The sequence below is a fragment of the Gemella parahaemolysans genome, from assembly GCF_053758945.1.
In genome coordinates, this window is record NZ_JBSMTP010000004.1 from 58,860 (window position 1) to 74,761 (window position 15,902).

Below are 15,902 nucleotides of genomic sequence, written 5' to 3' on the forward strand. Positions count from 1 at the left end.
ATTCCTTTTTTTGTATCTATTCTGATTTTTTAGCTGCTTTTTTTGTAGCTTTTTTTGGTCTTTCTTTTTTCTGAGGTTTATTGTTTTCAGGATACATTACTTTGTCTACTAGTCCATACTCACATGCCTCTTCTGCTGTTAGATAATTATCACGTTCTGTATCACGTTCAATAGTCTTAATAGTTTGACCTGTTCTATCTGCTAAGATTTTGTTTAATTTTTCTCTTGTTCTTAAAATGTGTCTAGCTGCAATTTCTATTTCTGTTGCTTGACCTTGTGCACCACCTAATGGTTGGTGAATCATAACTTCTGCATTTGGAAGAGCGTATCGCTTACCAATAGTTCCAGCTGCAAGTAAGAATGCACCCATACTAGCCGCCATACCCATACAAATAGTAACAACGTCACATTTAATGTGTTGCATTGTATCATAAATTGCAAAACCAGCTGTTACACTTCCACCTGGTGAATTAATATAGAAATATATATCTTTTTCACTATCTTGTGCTTCTAAAAATAAAAGCTGACTTGTTATTGAGTTTGCTACTTGATCATTTACATCAGAACCAAGAATGATAATTCTATCTTTTAATAGTCTTGAATAAATATCATATGCTCTTTCCCCTTGAGAAGTTTGCTCTATTACTGTAGGAATTAAATTCATTTTCTTACCTCCTAATTTTCGTTTTCACTAGATATTATATATCAAAAATGGTCAATTAGCAACTTTTTTCCCTTTCTCAGCATTCTATATCCCCAATAAAATAACACTTAAATTTAAATAAAAAAATCGGGAGTGACTCAAAAATCGTGATTTCGAAGAAATCGATTTTGTCGAGTCACCCCCGCACAGTTTATTAGATATATAAAAAGCTTTTCTAAAGCGATTTTAGATATCAATAAACCACTGCGTCTATGAGTTCTCATATACACTTTGTTAAAAGTTAGGTCATTTTGGTCAGCCCCGAATCTTGTATAAAATCTATAGTCTATAAGAATGTTCTTTAAAGTTACCCACTATAGTATTAACTGCACTTACTGTTATGAATGCTTCTGGACAATTTTTTGCTACCAATTTACGCAGTAGATGCATTTCATTTTGTTGAATGACCAAAATTATCATTCGTTTCTTCTCGTGTGAATACCCACCTTCTACGTCCATAATTGTTGATCCTCTATGTAAAGTATTATTTATAACTTCAACCATTCTTTCAGGATTACTACAAATAATTGTACATTGAATATAAGCTGAGAAGAATTTCTGAACACCTTTCATCGTCTGATTACGTACAAAACTCATAACAAGAGCATACATTACATATTTTATATCAAAAAATATCCAGACAATCGTATATATTGTAATGTCTTGAATTAGAAATACAGTTGGTAAACTATAGTTAAACTGTGATGAGATGAATTTCCCTGTAATGTCTGTCCCTCCAGTTGAAGCTCCTGCTACTAGAAGGCAACACATCGCTAATCCCGAAATAATTCCACAAAAAATAGCAGCAACTAGAGAATCTCCTAGATTTACTGGTGGTATAATTTTTGGCAGATTATTTATCAAAAACGATGATACACTTATCACAATTCCTGTCAGAATTACGAACTTACGGCCAATATATCTAAATCCTAAATAAAATAACGGTACATTTAGAACAAACTGTGCAGTACCAATTTTTATTCCTGTTAGTTTATTTATTACTAGGCTTAACCCTAAGGCTCCACCTGCTCCAATATTATTTACCGGTATTAATAATCCAGCATATATTGAAAATAAAATTGTTCCAAGTACTATTAAAAAAACATTTTTCGACTGTTTATGTTGATCAGTCGTATAAATCGTATCTGATAATTTCATGATATCCTTATCCTTTATTTTTATCCTGTATATATTTTAATACAAATCAATATTTAAAACAATTAAAAATTGATTATCTTTCACAAAACATTAAGAAATAATTCATTTTATAGGCATTTTGTGTTAAAATTTAGGTAATAGACTTTTTTAGTTATTATGATATTGAAGAATTTTGGGAGTTGTTTTTTAGATAATTTATGCAGTAATAATTTTCTATTTACGGATTCCCTTTTAAAAGGAGCTATATATGATTAAACTCTATAATACATTAACAAAACAAAAAGAAATTTTAAAAACAATTGAAGAAAATAAAGTGAGAATGTATGTTTGTGGACCTACTGTTTATAATTATATTCACATTGGTAATGCGCGTCCTATTATCGTTTTTGACGTTGTTCGCAAATATTTAGAACATAGTGGTTACGAAGTAGATTTTATCTCTAACTTTACAGACGTTGATGATAAAATTATTAAAGCTAGTAATGAAGAAGGAATTTCTACAAGTGAATTAACTGACAAGTACATTAATGCCTTCTTTAAAGATTATGATACACTTGGATGTAAGAGAGCGACGAAAAATCCTCGTGTTACTGAATACATGCAAGAAATAATTAACTTCATCGCAAAACTTGTTGAGGAAGGTTATGCATATGAAGCAAACGGCGATGTTTATTTCAGAACACGTAAAAAAGAAGATTACGGAAAATTAAGTAAACAATCTATCGATGACCTAATTAGCGGTGCTCGTATTGAAGTTGGGGAACATAAAGAAGATCCTCTAGATTTCGCATTGTGGAAAAAAGCTAAACCAGGTGAAGTAAAATGGGATAGCCCATTTGGTGAAGGCCGTCCAGGTTGGCATATTGAATGTTCTGTAATGGCAAAAGAAACTCTAGGTGATACAATCGACATCCACGCTGGTGGACAAGACTTAACATTCCCTCACCACGAGAATGAAATTGCACAGTCTGAATGTCACAACCATGCACCATTCAGCAACTATTGGATGCATAATGCATTTATTAATATCGATAATGTTAAAATGAGTAAAAGCTTAGGTAACTTCCGCCTTGTAAAAGATATTATTACAGAAATAGACCCAATGGTACTTCGCTTATTCATGTTAACAGTTCACTACAGAACTCCAATTAACTACACATTAGAAAACATTGAACTTGCGAAAACAAACTATGAAAAAATTAAAACTTCTTATCAAAACCTACAATTCAGATTAAATAATAATATGACTGAAGAAAAACTTGATACAGAAGTTGTAGCATTAGTTACAGAAGAATTAAACAAATTTGAAGAATATATGCAAGATGATTTCAATACAGCAAATGCACTTTCTTCTTGGTATGAAATCGTGAGAATATCTAATTCATACACAGCAAAAGAAGCTGTCAACAAAGAAACTTTAGAGCTAATTAACGCTGCATTTGAAACTTATAGTTCTATTCTTGGAATAAACGTAAAAGAAGATAATACACTTGATAGTGAACACATCGAAAGTTTAATAGCTGAACGTGAGGAAGCTCGTAAAAACCGTGACTTCGCCTTAGCTGATAAAATTAGAGATGATTTAAAAGAACAAGGAATTATCTTAGAAGATACTAAACAGGGTGTACGATGGAAAAAAATATAACTTTTAAATTTACCGAAAAAAACTTCGCTAATCCTAATCAAATGCAAGCTTTAACCCTTGCCTACATTGGAGACAGCATCTATGATATTATGAGTAGAGAATACGTTATGAAAAATCACTTAGGAAAAATAAATGATCTTCACAAAACAGTATCTACTATCGTATCAGCGAGAGCTCAAGCGAGTTTTATGGAAAACATATTAAATAATAGTATATTAACAGAACAAGAAGAAAAAATTTATAACCGTGCAAAAAATCAAAAAAATAACTCTAAAGCAAAGAATGCAAGTATTATGGAGTATAAACTTGCTACAGGTTTAGAGGCTGTATTCGGTTATTTATATTTAGAAAAAAACTTTGAAAGATTGGAGGAAATGTTTAACTACATAATTAAATTATATGAAGAAAAACAATAAACACTATAAAGAACTAAGACTTAAAAACAAAGATCAAAAATCACAAGTTCAAACTCCTGAGGTTGATTTAGATAAAGAAGTAATTGCTGGACGTAACGCGATACTTGAAGCGATTAAATCAGGACGCGAAATTAATAAAATTTTATTCCAAGAAGGTATTGAAAAAGGAAGATTAAAATCTATTTTCGCCATCGCAAATGAGAAAAAAATCATTTGTCAAGAAGTTCCAAAACGTAAATTAGATAACTCAACTACTGAACGTCACCAAGGTGTTATCGCCTATGTAGCACCGTATTCTTACTATGAACTTGACGAAGTAGTAAATAATCTAGAGATTAATAAGGATACTACTCTACTAATTTTAGATCATATTGAAGATCCACATAACCTTGGAGCGATAATTAGAACTGCTGAAGCAAGTGGTGTTAAAGCAATAATAATCCCTAAACGTCGTGCTGCTGTAGTTAGTCAAACTGCAGTTAAAGCATCTGCCGGGGCAATTGAACATATGCCTGTTATTCGCGTTTCAAATTTAACTGATGCTATTAAAAAACTAAAAGAAAAAGGATTCTGGATTGCTGGAACAACATTAGCAGAACGTTCTGAAGATTATACAAAAATTGCAAAAGATGTACCTTTAGCTATTGTAATTGGTAACGAAGGTGAAGGTATGAGTAAAGTTGTTACTAACGAATGTGACTTCTTATATCACCTACCAATGCTAGGAAAAATTCAGAGCTTAAATGCCTCTGTAGCAGCTGGAATCATTATGTATGAAAGAATAAAATCTAATGATTAAACTATTAGAATCTAAAGAAGAGCTTAACCTTGGTTTTGCTCTTCGTATTGAAGTATTCGTTAGAGAACAAAAAGTTCCAATGGAACTAGAATTAGATGAAAAAGATCATAGCGAAAATACTGTTCATATTGGATATTTTTATGACGATAAGCTTATTGGTGTCGCTCGACTTATCGATATGGATAAAGACATTATTCACATCGGACGTGTTGCTATAGATAAAGATTATCGTGGAAAAGGTATTGGACGTGAGCTTATTATTGGCTGTGAAACTATCGCAAAAGACATTTTGAAAAGAGAAGTAATTATCGAATTAAGCGCTCAAATACAAGCAGAAAAATTCTATAAATCATTAGGTTATAACCGAGTTAATGATAGAATATATTTAGATGCTAGGATTGAGCATGTTGATATGAAGAAAGTAATCGATTAAATTTACAAAGGAGGCTTTTTTATGAAAAAACAATATTTATTTATTGATGGTTATAATCTACTTTTTCGTATGAAAGAATATAACTTAATAAAAAGCTCTACCTTCCCTACTGAACGTGATATTCTAATTGATATGTTACGTGAATATGCAGGAGGAAATAATTACATCGTCTACTGTGTATTTGATGCCTATCTAACTCGTGCAAAAGAATATATAAAAGAAGAGCCACCTATCAGTATTGTTTATACTAAAACTGGGGAACGCGCTGATCAATGGATAGAAAGAAAAACTCGTGAACTAAGAATCGATCATTTCATAGATATTATAGTTGTAAGTGATGATAACGATGAACGCGATACTACTCTTGGCTATGGCGCTATCCTAAGAGACTGCCATATGTTTATCAAAGAGTTAAAAGATAGGAAACAAAGCGTTTCTAAAATAACAAGAAAACATAATTCAAGAGAATTAAAAAATAGACATATTCGAATGAGCGATAAAGATAGAAGAAAACTAGAAAATTTCATAAAAAACGGGAAATTTTAGAAATAAGAGATGGACATATTAAAATCCATCTCTTTTTTTTTAATATTTTACTAGGGCTACATAAAACTAATTTCAACTTTTCCTTTATTTGAAATTGCTGTTATTTGTTTTTCCTTAGAATTTGTCGTATTCTTGCTGTAATTAATTTGATAATCTTCTTTATTCCCTATTATCTTAGCAAATATATCACCTGTATCTGTTACCAAATTCATAGAATTCACTTTAGTTTGATCTACTATTATTTTTGTATTATTTTTAGTTTCAATTAATGCATTTTTAATAGTATCCTTAGTAATTTGTACCTTTTTATTATCAGTAGTGATTTTAAGATTACCTATCTCAGCTTCATCAACTACAACCTCATCATTACTACTAATGATTAAATTTTCTACATTTACAAATATTTTAGAAGTTGCATCTCTGTTTTCCAAACTTATATTTTTATATACTTTATTAGGAAGATATACGTTAAGGCTATTATCACCTAATTCCTCTGCGAAAGCAGTAATATTTAATAAATTATTATCTATAAAATACTTATAATTTCCTTTGTACCTTCCTTGTATTAAAATTGTTTCGTTATCGTGATAATAGATTTTAACATTATTTTTCACCGTATTAATTTTTATACTATCTATCCCTTTTTCTCCAATCCATTCTTTAAATACTTTATTGGAAAATTCTTTTGTAACTTTTGTTTCTGCATCCTCTCTACTAAACCTTACGCAACCTGTAGCTATAGATACTATGAATATTCCAATAATTACTGTTTTTAATATTTTTTTCATAGTAATAATCCCCTCCTACGTTCAGAATACTCTTATTAAACATTAATGTCAAATAAAATAAGCAGGCAATCCCAAAAGATTGATTTCCAAGAAATCAAATCTTTTAAGATTCTCCTGCTTTTATTTTTATATTATTATCTCATTGTTACGAATTCTTCAGAACCTGTTGGGTGAATTGCTACTGTGTTATCAAAATCACGTTTTGTTGCTCCCATTTTAATAGCTACAGCAAATCCTTGAATCATTTCATCAACACCATAACCGATTCCATGTAATCCAATAACTTTCTCGTCTTCACCAAGAGTTACTAGTTTCATAAAGCATGGTTGTCTGTGGCTAGTAATTGCTGAGTACATCGGAGTGAATGAAGATTTATATACTTTGATATTTCCTTCACCGAACTCTTTAATAGCCTGTTCTTCTGTGTATCCAATAGAACCAATAGCTGGGTGTGAGAATACTACTGTAGCAACATTAGTGTAATCTAAGTGCTCTTCAGGTTTATTATTAAATAATCTTTCCGATAATCTACGTCCTGCCGCAACAGCAACCGGAGTCAGAGCAAGACGACCTGTTACATCACCTACTGCATAAATTCCTTCTACATTAGTGTTTTGGTATTTGTCTGTTGGAATAAATCCACGTTCATCTACTTCTACACCTGCAGCTTCTAAGTTAAGATTTTCAGATAATGGTTTTCTACCGATTGCCCAGATTAATAAATCAACTGTAGTTTCACGTCCATCTTCAAGTACTAAAGTAACACTATCATCAGCATTTTTCACAACTTTTTTAGGAATAGCATTTGTATGAAGAGTTGGACCTTCTTCATTAATTACTTTTACTAAAGTGTCTACTATATCTTTGTCAAAAGTTCTTAGCGGACGATCACGACGTACAAATAAGTGAGTATCAACACCTAATCCGTTGAATACACCAGCAAGTTCAACAGCGATATATCCCGCACCAACTACAGCGATACGTTTTGGTAATTGTTTAAGTGCAAATACTTCATTAGAAGTAACACCAAACTCAGCTCCTTCAACATTAGGGATAGTTGGTTGTCCACCAGTTGCTATTAAAATATGATCAGCTGTATATTGTTCACCATTAACTTCAACTGTATTTTTATTTACAAATTTAGCATATCCTCTTACTAAATCTACTTTATTATTGTTTAATCCACGTTCATAAGAACCATGAATTCTATCAATATATGCAGAACGATTACCTACTAATTTTGAAAAATCAAATTCTACATCTCCAAAATTAAATCCATAATCATTTGCATATAGTTTTAAACTTTCAGATATTTGGGACGCATGCCACATAACTTTTTTAGGAACACATCCAACGTTTACACATGTTCCTCCTAATTCATTACCTTCGATTAACAATCCTTTTACACCGTACATTGCAGCTCGGTTAATTGAAGCTATTCCTCCGCTTCCTCCACCAATTGCAATATAATCATAATGTTTTGCCATGTTTTCACCTCTATAATATAGTATAGCTTTTATCAACTAAAGATTAGTATTTCCTTAACTTTTCTTAAGTTAAACTTAATCTCTATATTTCATATTATGCAACATTTAACAATTTAATTCAATAGATATGCTTACATTTGTAATCAAAAATTGAAAATTACATAATTATCAATAATTTTCAATTATTTCCAATGATTTCCATTTAAACCTTTCAAGCATCGTTAATGATAAATACTTCTTTTTATGATATAATTTTCCCATAAATGAGGTGATTATATGTTTGACTATATAGAAAAATTAGACTCTATAGAACAATTTAAAACATTAAAAGAGGAAAACGAAAAAATTGTTTTTGTATTTTCTGCAACATGGTGCCCTGATTGCATCATGTTAGACCGTTATTTAGAAGATACAATGAACAAATTTCCAGAGATAAAATTTGTCTACGTTAATCGTGATGATTTTCCAGAAATAGCACAAGCTCTTGATATTTTTGGTATTCCATCTTTTGTAGGTTACAAAAATAATGTTGAAGCTAGTCGTTTCGTATCAAGATTAGCTAAAACACAAAAAGAAGTAGAACAATTTTTAGAGAAAATATAATAAAACTATAAAAAGGCTCAGCATTTTGCTAAGCCTTTTTTAGTTCTACCTTAAATAATAAAGTGGTCCCAATATTTTTTTAATATTTTCAGTTGATTCAAATTTTAGATCTAATGCATCATCAACAGTTTTTATCTTATTATTTTCTATCATTTCTTCTAGTGTTGACGGAATTACACTTAATTTAAACACCGGAGTGATTTTTAAATCTGATGTAGGAACGATATTATAAAAATCGTTTTCCGCTATTTTTTGACCTGCAAAAATCTCTTTTGTTCCTTTATCCATATTTACTTTTACCGTTTTGTTGGCAATAAAATATGATAATGAGTAACCTGATTTAGGTGCTACTATTATTTTATTATTTTTTGTTGCATCACCAATATTATTAAATTCATCAACTCTTAAAATATTAGATGTTCCTTTTGAAAGATTAATACTTCCAGAAAAAGTTTTTTCAAATTCTACACTAAATAACTTCCTATATACAGCAGTAAACTCAATATTCTTATCTTTTTCTGTTACTACAGCTCCTAATTCATTAGTTTGTAATAGTTTATTTTTTGATACTCTAATATTTTCTGAATTTTCTCCAGCTATTAAGTAATCACTATTTGCCTGCCAACCTAAGAATTCCTGCTCTGTTACTCCTGTTGCTGTTGGTAAGTTTATCATACTATCTATTCTTGAGCCTACTAATACATCTTGACCATCAGATAAAAATTTATCTATTCCTCTTCCGACAAACTTAACAGTTACCCATTCACTATCTACTTTTTTAAAGTAGATTTCTAACACTGTTTCAGCTGTAATGTAGTCATCATCACTAATTACTTTCTTATTAGATCTGAATAGAACCTCATATCCTGAACTAGGTTTAATTTTCTTGCGAAGTTCTGCTAGCAACTCCCCCATTTTTTTAGTTTCAGGCCACTCTATGTCCTTGTCCTTTATACTATCATCAACCTTACCAAAACGTTTATTGTAATCATCTTGACGAATTTTAATAGTATTAGTATTTTCTTTATAATTTGCTTTAACTATAATACTATTGTCGATACTAACTTCTGATAAATCCTTAATTTCTTTTATTTTGGATTTATTTTTAGCGTCTAAAATAGTATAACTATCAACATGATATTTTTCTTTTTCAAAGAATTTTGTGTCTAATTCACTCAGTTTCTGATCGGTTAGTAAGATTACCTCTTTTTTAGTAATCCCATTATATAATATTATTTTCGTATTATATTTTGCTTTTATTTTAATATTATTTCCCAATACCTGAGTATTTGTGAGTTCCTTATCGTCTAGATAATAACCAGAAAATTCATAACTCGAATCATTACCAGAAATTTCCTTAATATTATTTTCTTTAATAAAATTAGCAAATGTTACTCCTTGTTTAATTAGAAACTCTTTATCATTCTTTTTGAATTCTGAAGGATATTCTAACTTAACATTATTCCAATAATCTTTATCCTGAGCTAATTTTACTTCTATTTTTTTAGATAAGTATGGAAGTTCCATATTTTCTGTATTGATTTCTTTACCATCCACTAGTATCTTGGCTTTTGTATAACTATAATACTTATCAGGACGATAATACTGTTCTAATTCATATGGTAAAATCGAAACCTTATCATCCTTAGGCATATTTTTTAATTCTATAGTTCTATTTACTACTTCTTTTGACCCTTCTGTTACAACTAAATTAATATTCTTTTTAGTAAAATATACTTGACTTGATTTAGAATATTCAAGATTTTCTATATTTCCTTTATTATCAATATCATAGCTAGTAACATTCATTATTATTCTGCTATTCGGAACAAAAAGTTTTAGTAAACTTTTATCTACTATCTTACCAGTTCCACTTTTTTTCAATTGTATTCTAAACATTTCATTCGGAATATTTTTACTATCAAGTGAATAGAAAATTAAATAATTTTGAGAATTCTTTTTATAACTTAATAATTCAGCACTATACTCCAATTCATCCATACCACTTTGAATTACACTATTCTTTATAGTAGGAAGAGAATAACTTCTGGTTTTAGAGAATAAATCAAAATTAAATACATTATCCTTTAGTACCGTATCCATTACAGTCGTATTATAATCAATAAAATAGTCTGCTTTTATTTCAGAACTAGTAGTTATAGTTAAACCAAAACACAATAGTCCAAAACTTACAATTTTACAATATTTCAACATTTCTCCTCCTTTCTTTCTAGTTTCTATTATAACATATTCAGTAAAAACAATTATACATAATATCATTAAAATGAAATTAAATAATGTAATGCTTCATCAAGATAATATTATTTAATGTTTAATATTAAAATTATTGTTTAAATATCACAAAATTGACCTATAAGCGATTCACTTATAGGTCTAGTTTTTTTATTAATGTTATTTTTAAGCTTCACTTATATTTTCTAACATTATTTGATCATTAGATATACTAACTTCATCATATTCGTAATCATCCGCAAAATCGTACGAATACTCCTTATATAGGAACATTTCATTAGAGTAGTCTAAGAATTCCTCTTCTGGAACAGAAAACTCTACTTCATTATAACTTTCATCAGCATAATCTGATAAAATTTCATCTTCATAGTCTATTTCAGTATTGAAGTCCTGGGAATATTCATCATCTTGCCCGTACCTGGAATCTGGCGACTCCAAACTAGATAAATTCATTGTATACATAATTAATCTCCTTAAATATCTTTTTTTATTATCATAATTATACATAATAGTTTAACTTTTTTCAAGCAAAAACTATAGTTTTTTCAAAATATTTTTTCGCACTTCATTAAGTGCTTCTACACTTGCTCTAAAGCGGATTAAATCCCTGTCACCAACAAATAAACATTCTTTTACAGTAACTTCCCCTTGGGCATAAATAGCTATATAAACTAGTCCAACAGGTTTTCCACTTTCATCACTATTTGGTCCTGCAATTCCTGTAGTCGCTACTGCAAAATCACTATTCAGGCGTTTTGCTACTCCTTTTACCATCTCACAAGCAACCTCTTCACTTACAGCTCCAAACTTCTCTAAAGTTTCTTCTTTCACTCCTAGTGTAGTAATCTTAGATTTATTTGAATAACAGACTATCCCCTCTAATAATGAATCTGAAATTCCACTTTTTTCCACTAACATAGAGGAGATTTGCCCTCCGGTTAAAGACTCTGCAATGGAAATTGTATAATTATTTTCAATAAGGAGATTAGCAACTGCACTATTCAACTCTGTTTGAGAGCTTGAGATATCTTCATCTCCAACCAGATAAATATACTCACCAACACCTTCTCTACTTTCTATTTCTCCTAGTTGGCAATTTATCAGCTCTTCACATTCAGTTTTATTTTCTGAACTTGCTGTAATTCGTAGTAGCACCTCTCCAGTTTTTGCATATAACGCTAATGTTGGATTAGTCTGTCTATCCATTATATCTTTAATTTTCGTCTCTAGCAATGATTCACCAATACCATAAAACCTAACATATTTAGAAATAAATTTTTTCTTACTATATTTCTCTAAATAAGGTTTAACACTTTTTTCAAACATATCACGCATTTCTCTTGGTGGTCCTGGCATTAATATGATTCGTTTATTATTTTCTTCAATAATTATACCTGGTGCGGTACCACAAAAATTCTCTAATACTATAGCATCCTCAGGAATCATAGCTTGTTTTTTGTTATTATCTGTTATAACATTTCTACCTGATCTTGTTAATCTTTCAAGTATTTTCACCCATGAATATTCATGAAAATAGAAATCACGACTAAAATATTCAGCTACACATTCTTTAGTAATATCATCATCAGTTGGTCCTAACCCGCCAGTTATTATAACTGTGTCATTTTCATTAAATGCACTCTCTAAAGTTTTTAGCAATCTCTCTCGATTATCTCCGACCGTTGTTTGTCTAAAAACACCCAATCCTAGTGCTGCTAATTCTTTTGATAAATACGCTGTATTAGTATTTACAATATCACCCAATAATAACTCTGTTCCAACAGAAACTAATTCAACTCTCATAAATAAACCTCGTAAAATTCACTAAATTTCTTCTCTTAATTCTATTCTACATCATAACAACTTAAAAATAAACATTCTAGTTTTAAAATATCTTAATTTCATCTACTCTAAGATAAAAAAAGGTACCTCGATAAAATCAGTTTTATCGAGATATCTCTTTTTTTATATTACTTTTATTCTCTATTTGTATATTTTTGATGCAATTCCAATTGATCTCCCATTAGCTCATCTATTGTTACCAACTCAAAACCTTGTTCAGTCAAGTATTGCAATACAGATGGTAAAGCGTCAATGGATGTTTGGTGAATATCATGCATTAATATTATTGATCCTGATTGAGTTTTTTGAACTTCCTTCATTATTGAAGCAGTATTACGATTCTTCCAATCAAGTGTATCTATATCCCATAATATAAATGATTGATCAACTGCTGCTTGAATAGCAGAATTAATTCCACCATACGGCGGTCTCATTATATGAATATCTTGTCCACTTGCCTTTTTCAATGCCTCAGTAGTATCATTTATCTGGCTTTTAGCTTGTTCTAAAGTAACTTTTGTTAATAGTGGATGACTCCATGAGTGGTTTCCAATTTGATGCCCTTCAGCTACAACTCGCTTAATAATATCTTCATTTCCAGCAACTGAACGTCCCACCATAAAGAATGTAGCTTTTGCATTATATTTTTTCAATAATTCTAAAGCAACAGGTGTAGTATTAGGATTTGGACCATCATCAAATGTTAAAGCTACTGCTTTTCTGCTTCTCTTCTTAATATACTCATTATATTTTTCTAAATCCGCACCTTTAAGATATGTTCCATCAATATATTTATATAAATCATTTACTGGGATATCTACTGACTTAAGCCCTAATTTATTCTCATCAACCTCTATTTTAAATTTAGCTTCGTCATATGTGAATTTCCATGTAGCCACATCTTGATCACGAAGTTTAATAATGATAGCATTAATATCTTCTTCTGACAATCCTTTTACAACTAGCTGTTGTTTTATTTTAGATAAAAATTTCTGTTTAGCAGCATTTGATGAGCTAAATAAACTAGATAATGTAAATTTTTTATTATCTTTATCTAAATAAATACTTGAAACTATTGACTCGTTAGCAGATTCAACTTTTTTTGATTCTACTTTATGAGAGACTTTCTTTACATTTACTTCATTTACATTCGCAAAATTCGATTCTTTTTCTTCTACTCCGTAAAATACTACTTCTTTAATATCCTTAGCAAAGTTCAAATTTCCTTCTACTAATCCTTTGGTAGCTTCATTTAAACGTTCTTTTATTTCATTAGCTTGTTCAGTGTTTGTATTCGGATAATAAACTTTAACATATTTATCTCCTAACCAACCAGCCTTAATACTTCTACCTTTAGCTAGCTCAGTTTTATCTCCATCTTCAACAATCTTTTTCACATCTGATTGAAAATTATATTCTTTCCATTTTTGAGATGCTGTACCTCCGAAAAATAATAGAACCATACATACAAATATGCAAAGTACTCCAAGAAGAATACCTAATTTCTTCATTACTTTATTCCTTCCTTAATATATTTTCTTCAATTAAAATTTAGTACTTTTGTGTTAATTTCTTCTTAATTATATAAAGTATACATTAATTATTATACATTAAACAATTAAATTACTCTAGTAAAAATTAAACAAAAGTACGTAGATATTCCCCTAAAAAAAGACATTAGCAAAGAATGCTAACATCTTATATATCTATTTATTTTGCATTCTACGACCCTTTTTATCGAAGAATTTCTTATCAGTGCCTCGGCGCTCATTTCGATTTTTTTTATCTCTATTATCAGAACGACGGCGTCTATCATTTCCTCTATTCGAACGTTTACCTTTATCTTGTCTACGAGGAAGTGGTTTTTCAAATGATAATTCCACATCAACTTCTTTTTTATCATTTATTAGTTTACTTAATAATATAGTGATAATTTTCTCAGCATTTGTTTCAGCCAAAAGTTTATTAGCTAGACTATTAAACTCTACATGATTTTTATCCATTTCTGAAATAACTTCATCAAACAATCTATTGTGACGTGCTTTTTTCACTTCTTCTTGTGAATAAGGACGCAACATTTTCATTCTCTCACCACGAGAAATTTCGATATCTTTTAGATACGGCATTTCTACTGGGTTTAAAAATGTTATTGCTACTCCTGATTTTCCTGCTCTTCCTGTTCTTCCGATTCTATGCGTATAACTTTCTACATCTTGTGGAATATCAAAGTTATAAACATGTGTAACATCACTAATATCAATACCTCGCGCTGCAACATCAGTTGCAACAAGAATTTGTAATGAATTATTTTTGAATTTACGTAAAATTTCTAATCGTTTTGATTGAGTGATATCCCCGTGTAGCCCTTCAGCCAAGTATCCTTTAGCAATTAGAGCACTTGCTAATTCATCAACACGACGTTTAGTTCTTCCAAATACAATAGCTAAATTTGGATTTTGAACATCTAAAAATCCAATTAAAGTTTCTAATTTTTCATTTTCTCTAGCAATAGTAGCATACTCTGTTATATCTGGCTTAAGATCTTCATCACTTATTGTTTTAATAAGTTTATAATCTTTCATAAATTCTTTAGAAAGTTCCATTATTGTTTTCGGCATTGTTGCAGAAAATAATAATGTTTGGTGCCTTGAAGTTATTTTTGAAAGTATAAATCTAACATCTTCAATGAATCCCATATTTAGCATTTCATCCGCTTCATCTAATACTAAATGTGTCAATGATTCTAATTTTATTGTTCTTCTATTTATGTGGTCAATTACACGACCAGGTGTACCTACAATTATTTGTGGACGTTTCTTTAAGTCTTGAATTTGTCTTTCTATGCTTGTCCCACCAAAAACAATACTAACTTTCAGTCCTTTTGCTCTTGACATAAGTCGGAGTTGTTCTCCTACTTGTTGAGCTAATTCTCTTGTTGGCGCAAGAATTAATGATTGTAATTGATCATTACGCCTTACTGTATCCACTAACGGTATTCCAAAAGCACCTGTTTTTCCTGATCCTGTTTGTGCTTGTGCTAAAATATCAATTCCTGATAACACATACGGAATTGTTTCTGTTTGAATACCAGTTGGAGATATAAAGTTCATATTGGTTAGTGATTGAACAGTTTCTTGACTAACCCCTAATTCTTCAAATGTTGTCATTTGTTTCTCCTTAATTAATCCAAATTTATATACTGTTTTATTTATATAACCTGTTAATTATA

15 protein-coding genes are annotated in these 15,902 nt (G+C 30.1%); 6 read left to right on the top strand and 9 right to left on the bottom strand.

Annotation, left to right across the window (positions count from 1 at the left end; all coding sequences use genetic code 11):
- Positions 1–16: 16 nt before the first annotated feature.
- Both clpP and ACWOBP_RS04065 read right to left on the bottom strand, forming a co-directional pair.
- Complete coding sequence (clpP, locus tag ACWOBP_RS04060) at positions 17–664, bottom strand: ATP-dependent Clp endopeptidase proteolytic subunit ClpP (RefSeq protein WP_314092081.1); 648 nt, start codon at positions 662–664, stop codon at positions 17–19.
- Between the two features lie 318 nt (positions 665–982).
- Positions 983–1,861: a YitT family protein gene (locus ACWOBP_RS04065; protein ID WP_294682838.1), complete on the bottom strand. Its 879-nt coding sequence runs from the start codon at positions 1,859–1,861 to the stop codon at positions 983–985.
- A 247-nt stretch (positions 1,862–2,108) separates the two neighbouring features.
- Between ACWOBP_RS04065 and cysS the strand changes: the two genes are divergently transcribed.
- From cysS to ACWOBP_RS04090, 5 genes are read left to right on the top strand one after another with little or no spacing between them, the layout of a single operon-like run.
- Entirely contained in the window at positions 2,109–3,506 is a 1,398-nt protein-coding gene (gene cysS / locus ACWOBP_RS04070) for a cysteine--tRNA ligase (RefSeq protein WP_455337572.1), read from the top strand.
- The gene (locus ACWOBP_RS04075; RefSeq protein WP_048803296.1) at positions 3,491–3,922 is read left to right on the top strand and encodes a Mini-ribonuclease 3; all 432 of its coding nucleotides are present in this window, start codon (positions 3,491–3,493) and stop codon (positions 3,920–3,922) included. Before cysS ends, ACWOBP_RS04075 begins: the two co-directional genes overlap by 16 nt.
- Positions 3,906–4,721 carry a 23S rRNA (guanosine(2251)-2'-O)-methyltransferase RlmB gene (gene rlmB / locus ACWOBP_RS04080; RefSeq protein ID WP_455337573.1) on the top strand — a complete coding sequence of 272 codons (816 nt, stop codon included), beginning with the start codon at positions 3,906–3,908 and terminating at the stop codon, positions 4,719–4,721. Before ACWOBP_RS04075 ends, rlmB begins: the two co-directional genes overlap by 17 nt.
- Positions 4,714–5,154, top strand: a complete 441-nt coding sequence (locus ACWOBP_RS04085; RefSeq protein ID WP_455337574.1) for a GNAT family N-acetyltransferase — start codon at positions 4,714–4,716, stop codon at positions 5,152–5,154. Before rlmB ends, ACWOBP_RS04085 begins: the two co-directional genes overlap by 8 nt.
- Before the next feature lie 21 nt (positions 5,155–5,175).
- Complete coding sequence (locus ACWOBP_RS04090) at positions 5,176–5,700, top strand: NYN domain-containing protein (protein WP_455337575.1); 525 nt, start codon at positions 5,176–5,178, stop codon at positions 5,698–5,700.
- Positions 5,701–5,756: 56 nt separating this feature from the next.
- Here ACWOBP_RS04090 and ACWOBP_RS04095 read toward each other — a convergent pair whose 3' ends face one another.
- A complete protein-coding gene (locus ACWOBP_RS04095; protein WP_455337576.1) occupies positions 5,757–6,488 on the bottom strand; it encodes a hypothetical protein in 732 nt (243 codons plus the stop codon).
- A gap of 134 nt (positions 6,489–6,622) precedes the next feature.
- Positions 6,623–7,975 carry a glutathione-disulfide reductase gene (gene gorA / locus ACWOBP_RS04100; RefSeq protein WP_455337577.1) on the bottom strand — a complete coding sequence of 451 codons (1,353 nt, stop codon included), beginning with the start codon at positions 7,973–7,975 and terminating at the stop codon, positions 6,623–6,625.
- A gap of 276 nt (positions 7,976–8,251) precedes the next feature.
- Here gorA and ACWOBP_RS04105 point away from each other — a divergent pair, with 276 nt between their 5' ends.
- The gene (locus ACWOBP_RS04105; RefSeq protein WP_455337578.1) at positions 8,252–8,578 is read left to right on the top strand and encodes a thioredoxin family protein; all 327 of its coding nucleotides are present in this window, start codon (positions 8,252–8,254) and stop codon (positions 8,576–8,578) included.
- 45 nt (positions 8,579–8,623) lie between these two features.
- Here ACWOBP_RS04105 and ACWOBP_RS04110 read toward each other — a convergent pair whose 3' ends face one another.
- From ACWOBP_RS04110 to ACWOBP_RS04130, 5 genes are all read right to left on the bottom strand, one after another.
- Complete coding sequence (locus ACWOBP_RS04110; protein WP_455337579.1) at positions 8,624–10,792, bottom strand: hypothetical protein; 2,169 nt, start codon at positions 10,790–10,792, stop codon at positions 8,624–8,626.
- A 204-nt stretch (positions 10,793–10,996) separates the two neighbouring features.
- A complete protein-coding gene (locus ACWOBP_RS04115) occupies positions 10,997–11,293 on the bottom strand; it encodes a DNA topoisomerase IV (RefSeq protein ID WP_455337580.1) in 297 nt (98 codons plus the stop codon).
- Between the two features lie 72 nt (positions 11,294–11,365).
- On the bottom strand, positions 11,366–12,634 hold the full coding sequence (locus ACWOBP_RS04120; RefSeq protein ID WP_455337581.1) for a competence/damage-inducible protein A: 1,269 nt from the start codon (positions 12,632–12,634) through the stop codon (positions 11,366–11,368).
- A 173-nt stretch (positions 12,635–12,807) separates the two neighbouring features.
- Positions 12,808–14,184, bottom strand: coding sequence for a polysaccharide deacetylase family protein (locus tag ACWOBP_RS04125; RefSeq protein WP_455337582.1), 1,377 nt, complete (start codon positions 14,182–14,184; stop codon positions 12,808–12,810).
- Between the two features lie 195 nt (positions 14,185–14,379).
- A complete protein-coding gene (locus tag ACWOBP_RS04130) occupies positions 14,380–15,840 on the bottom strand; it encodes a DEAD/DEAH box helicase (RefSeq protein WP_455337583.1) in 1,461 nt (486 codons plus the stop codon).
- Positions 15,841–15,902: the final 62 nt, after the last annotated feature.

What these genes read in the sequence shown, in the direction of transcription:
- ACWOBP_RS04085 (WP_455337574.1), top strand. Translation starts at nt 4,714, where the DNA reads ATGATTAAACTATTAGAATCTAAAGAAGAGCTTAACCTTGGTTTTGCT.
- clpP (WP_314092081.1), bottom strand. Translation starts at nt 664, where the DNA reads ATGAATTTAATTCCTACAGTAATAGAGCAAACTTCTCAAGGGGAAAGA.
- ACWOBP_RS04120 (WP_455337581.1), bottom strand. Translation starts at nt 12,634, where the DNA reads ATGAGAGTTGAATTAGTTTCTGTTGGAACAGAGTTATTATTGGGTGAT.
- ACWOBP_RS04065 (WP_294682838.1), bottom strand. Translation starts at nt 1,861, where the DNA reads ATGAAATTATCAGATACGATTTATACGACTGATCAACATAAACAGTCG.
- cysS (WP_455337572.1), top strand. Translation starts at nt 2,109, where the DNA reads ATGATTAAACTCTATAATACATTAACAAAACAAAAAGAAATTTTAAAA.
- ACWOBP_RS04105 (WP_455337578.1), top strand. Translation starts at nt 8,252, where the DNA reads ATGTTTGACTATATAGAAAAATTAGACTCTATAGAACAATTTAAAACA.
- gorA (WP_455337577.1), bottom strand. Translation starts at nt 7,975, where the DNA reads ATGGCAAAACATTATGATTATATTGCAATTGGTGGAGGAAGCGGAGGA.
- ACWOBP_RS04095 (WP_455337576.1), bottom strand. Translation starts at nt 6,488, where the DNA reads ATGAAAAAAATATTAAAAACAGTAATTATTGGAATATTCATAGTATCT.
- ACWOBP_RS04110 (WP_455337579.1), bottom strand. Translation starts at nt 10,792, where the DNA reads ATGTTGAAATATTGTAAAATTGTAAGTTTTGGACTATTGTGTTTTGGT.
- ACWOBP_RS04125 (WP_455337582.1), bottom strand. Translation starts at nt 14,184, where the DNA reads ATGAAGAAATTAGGTATTCTTCTTGGAGTACTTTGCATATTTGTATGT.
- ACWOBP_RS04130 (WP_455337583.1), bottom strand. Translation starts at nt 15,840, where the DNA reads ATGACAACATTTGAAGAATTAGGGGTTAGTCAAGAAACTGTTCAATCA.
- ACWOBP_RS04090 (WP_455337575.1), top strand. Translation starts at nt 5,176, where the DNA reads ATGAAAAAACAATATTTATTTATTGATGGTTATAATCTACTTTTTCGT.
- rlmB (WP_455337573.1), top strand. Translation starts at nt 3,906, where the DNA reads ATGAAGAAAAACAATAAACACTATAAAGAACTAAGACTTAAAAACAAA.
- ACWOBP_RS04115 (WP_455337580.1), bottom strand. Translation starts at nt 11,293, where the DNA reads ATGTATACAATGAATTTATCTAGTTTGGAGTCGCCAGATTCCAGGTAC.
- ACWOBP_RS04075 (WP_048803296.1), top strand. Translation starts at nt 3,491, where the DNA reads ATGGAAAAAAATATAACTTTTAAATTTACCGAAAAAAACTTCGCTAAT.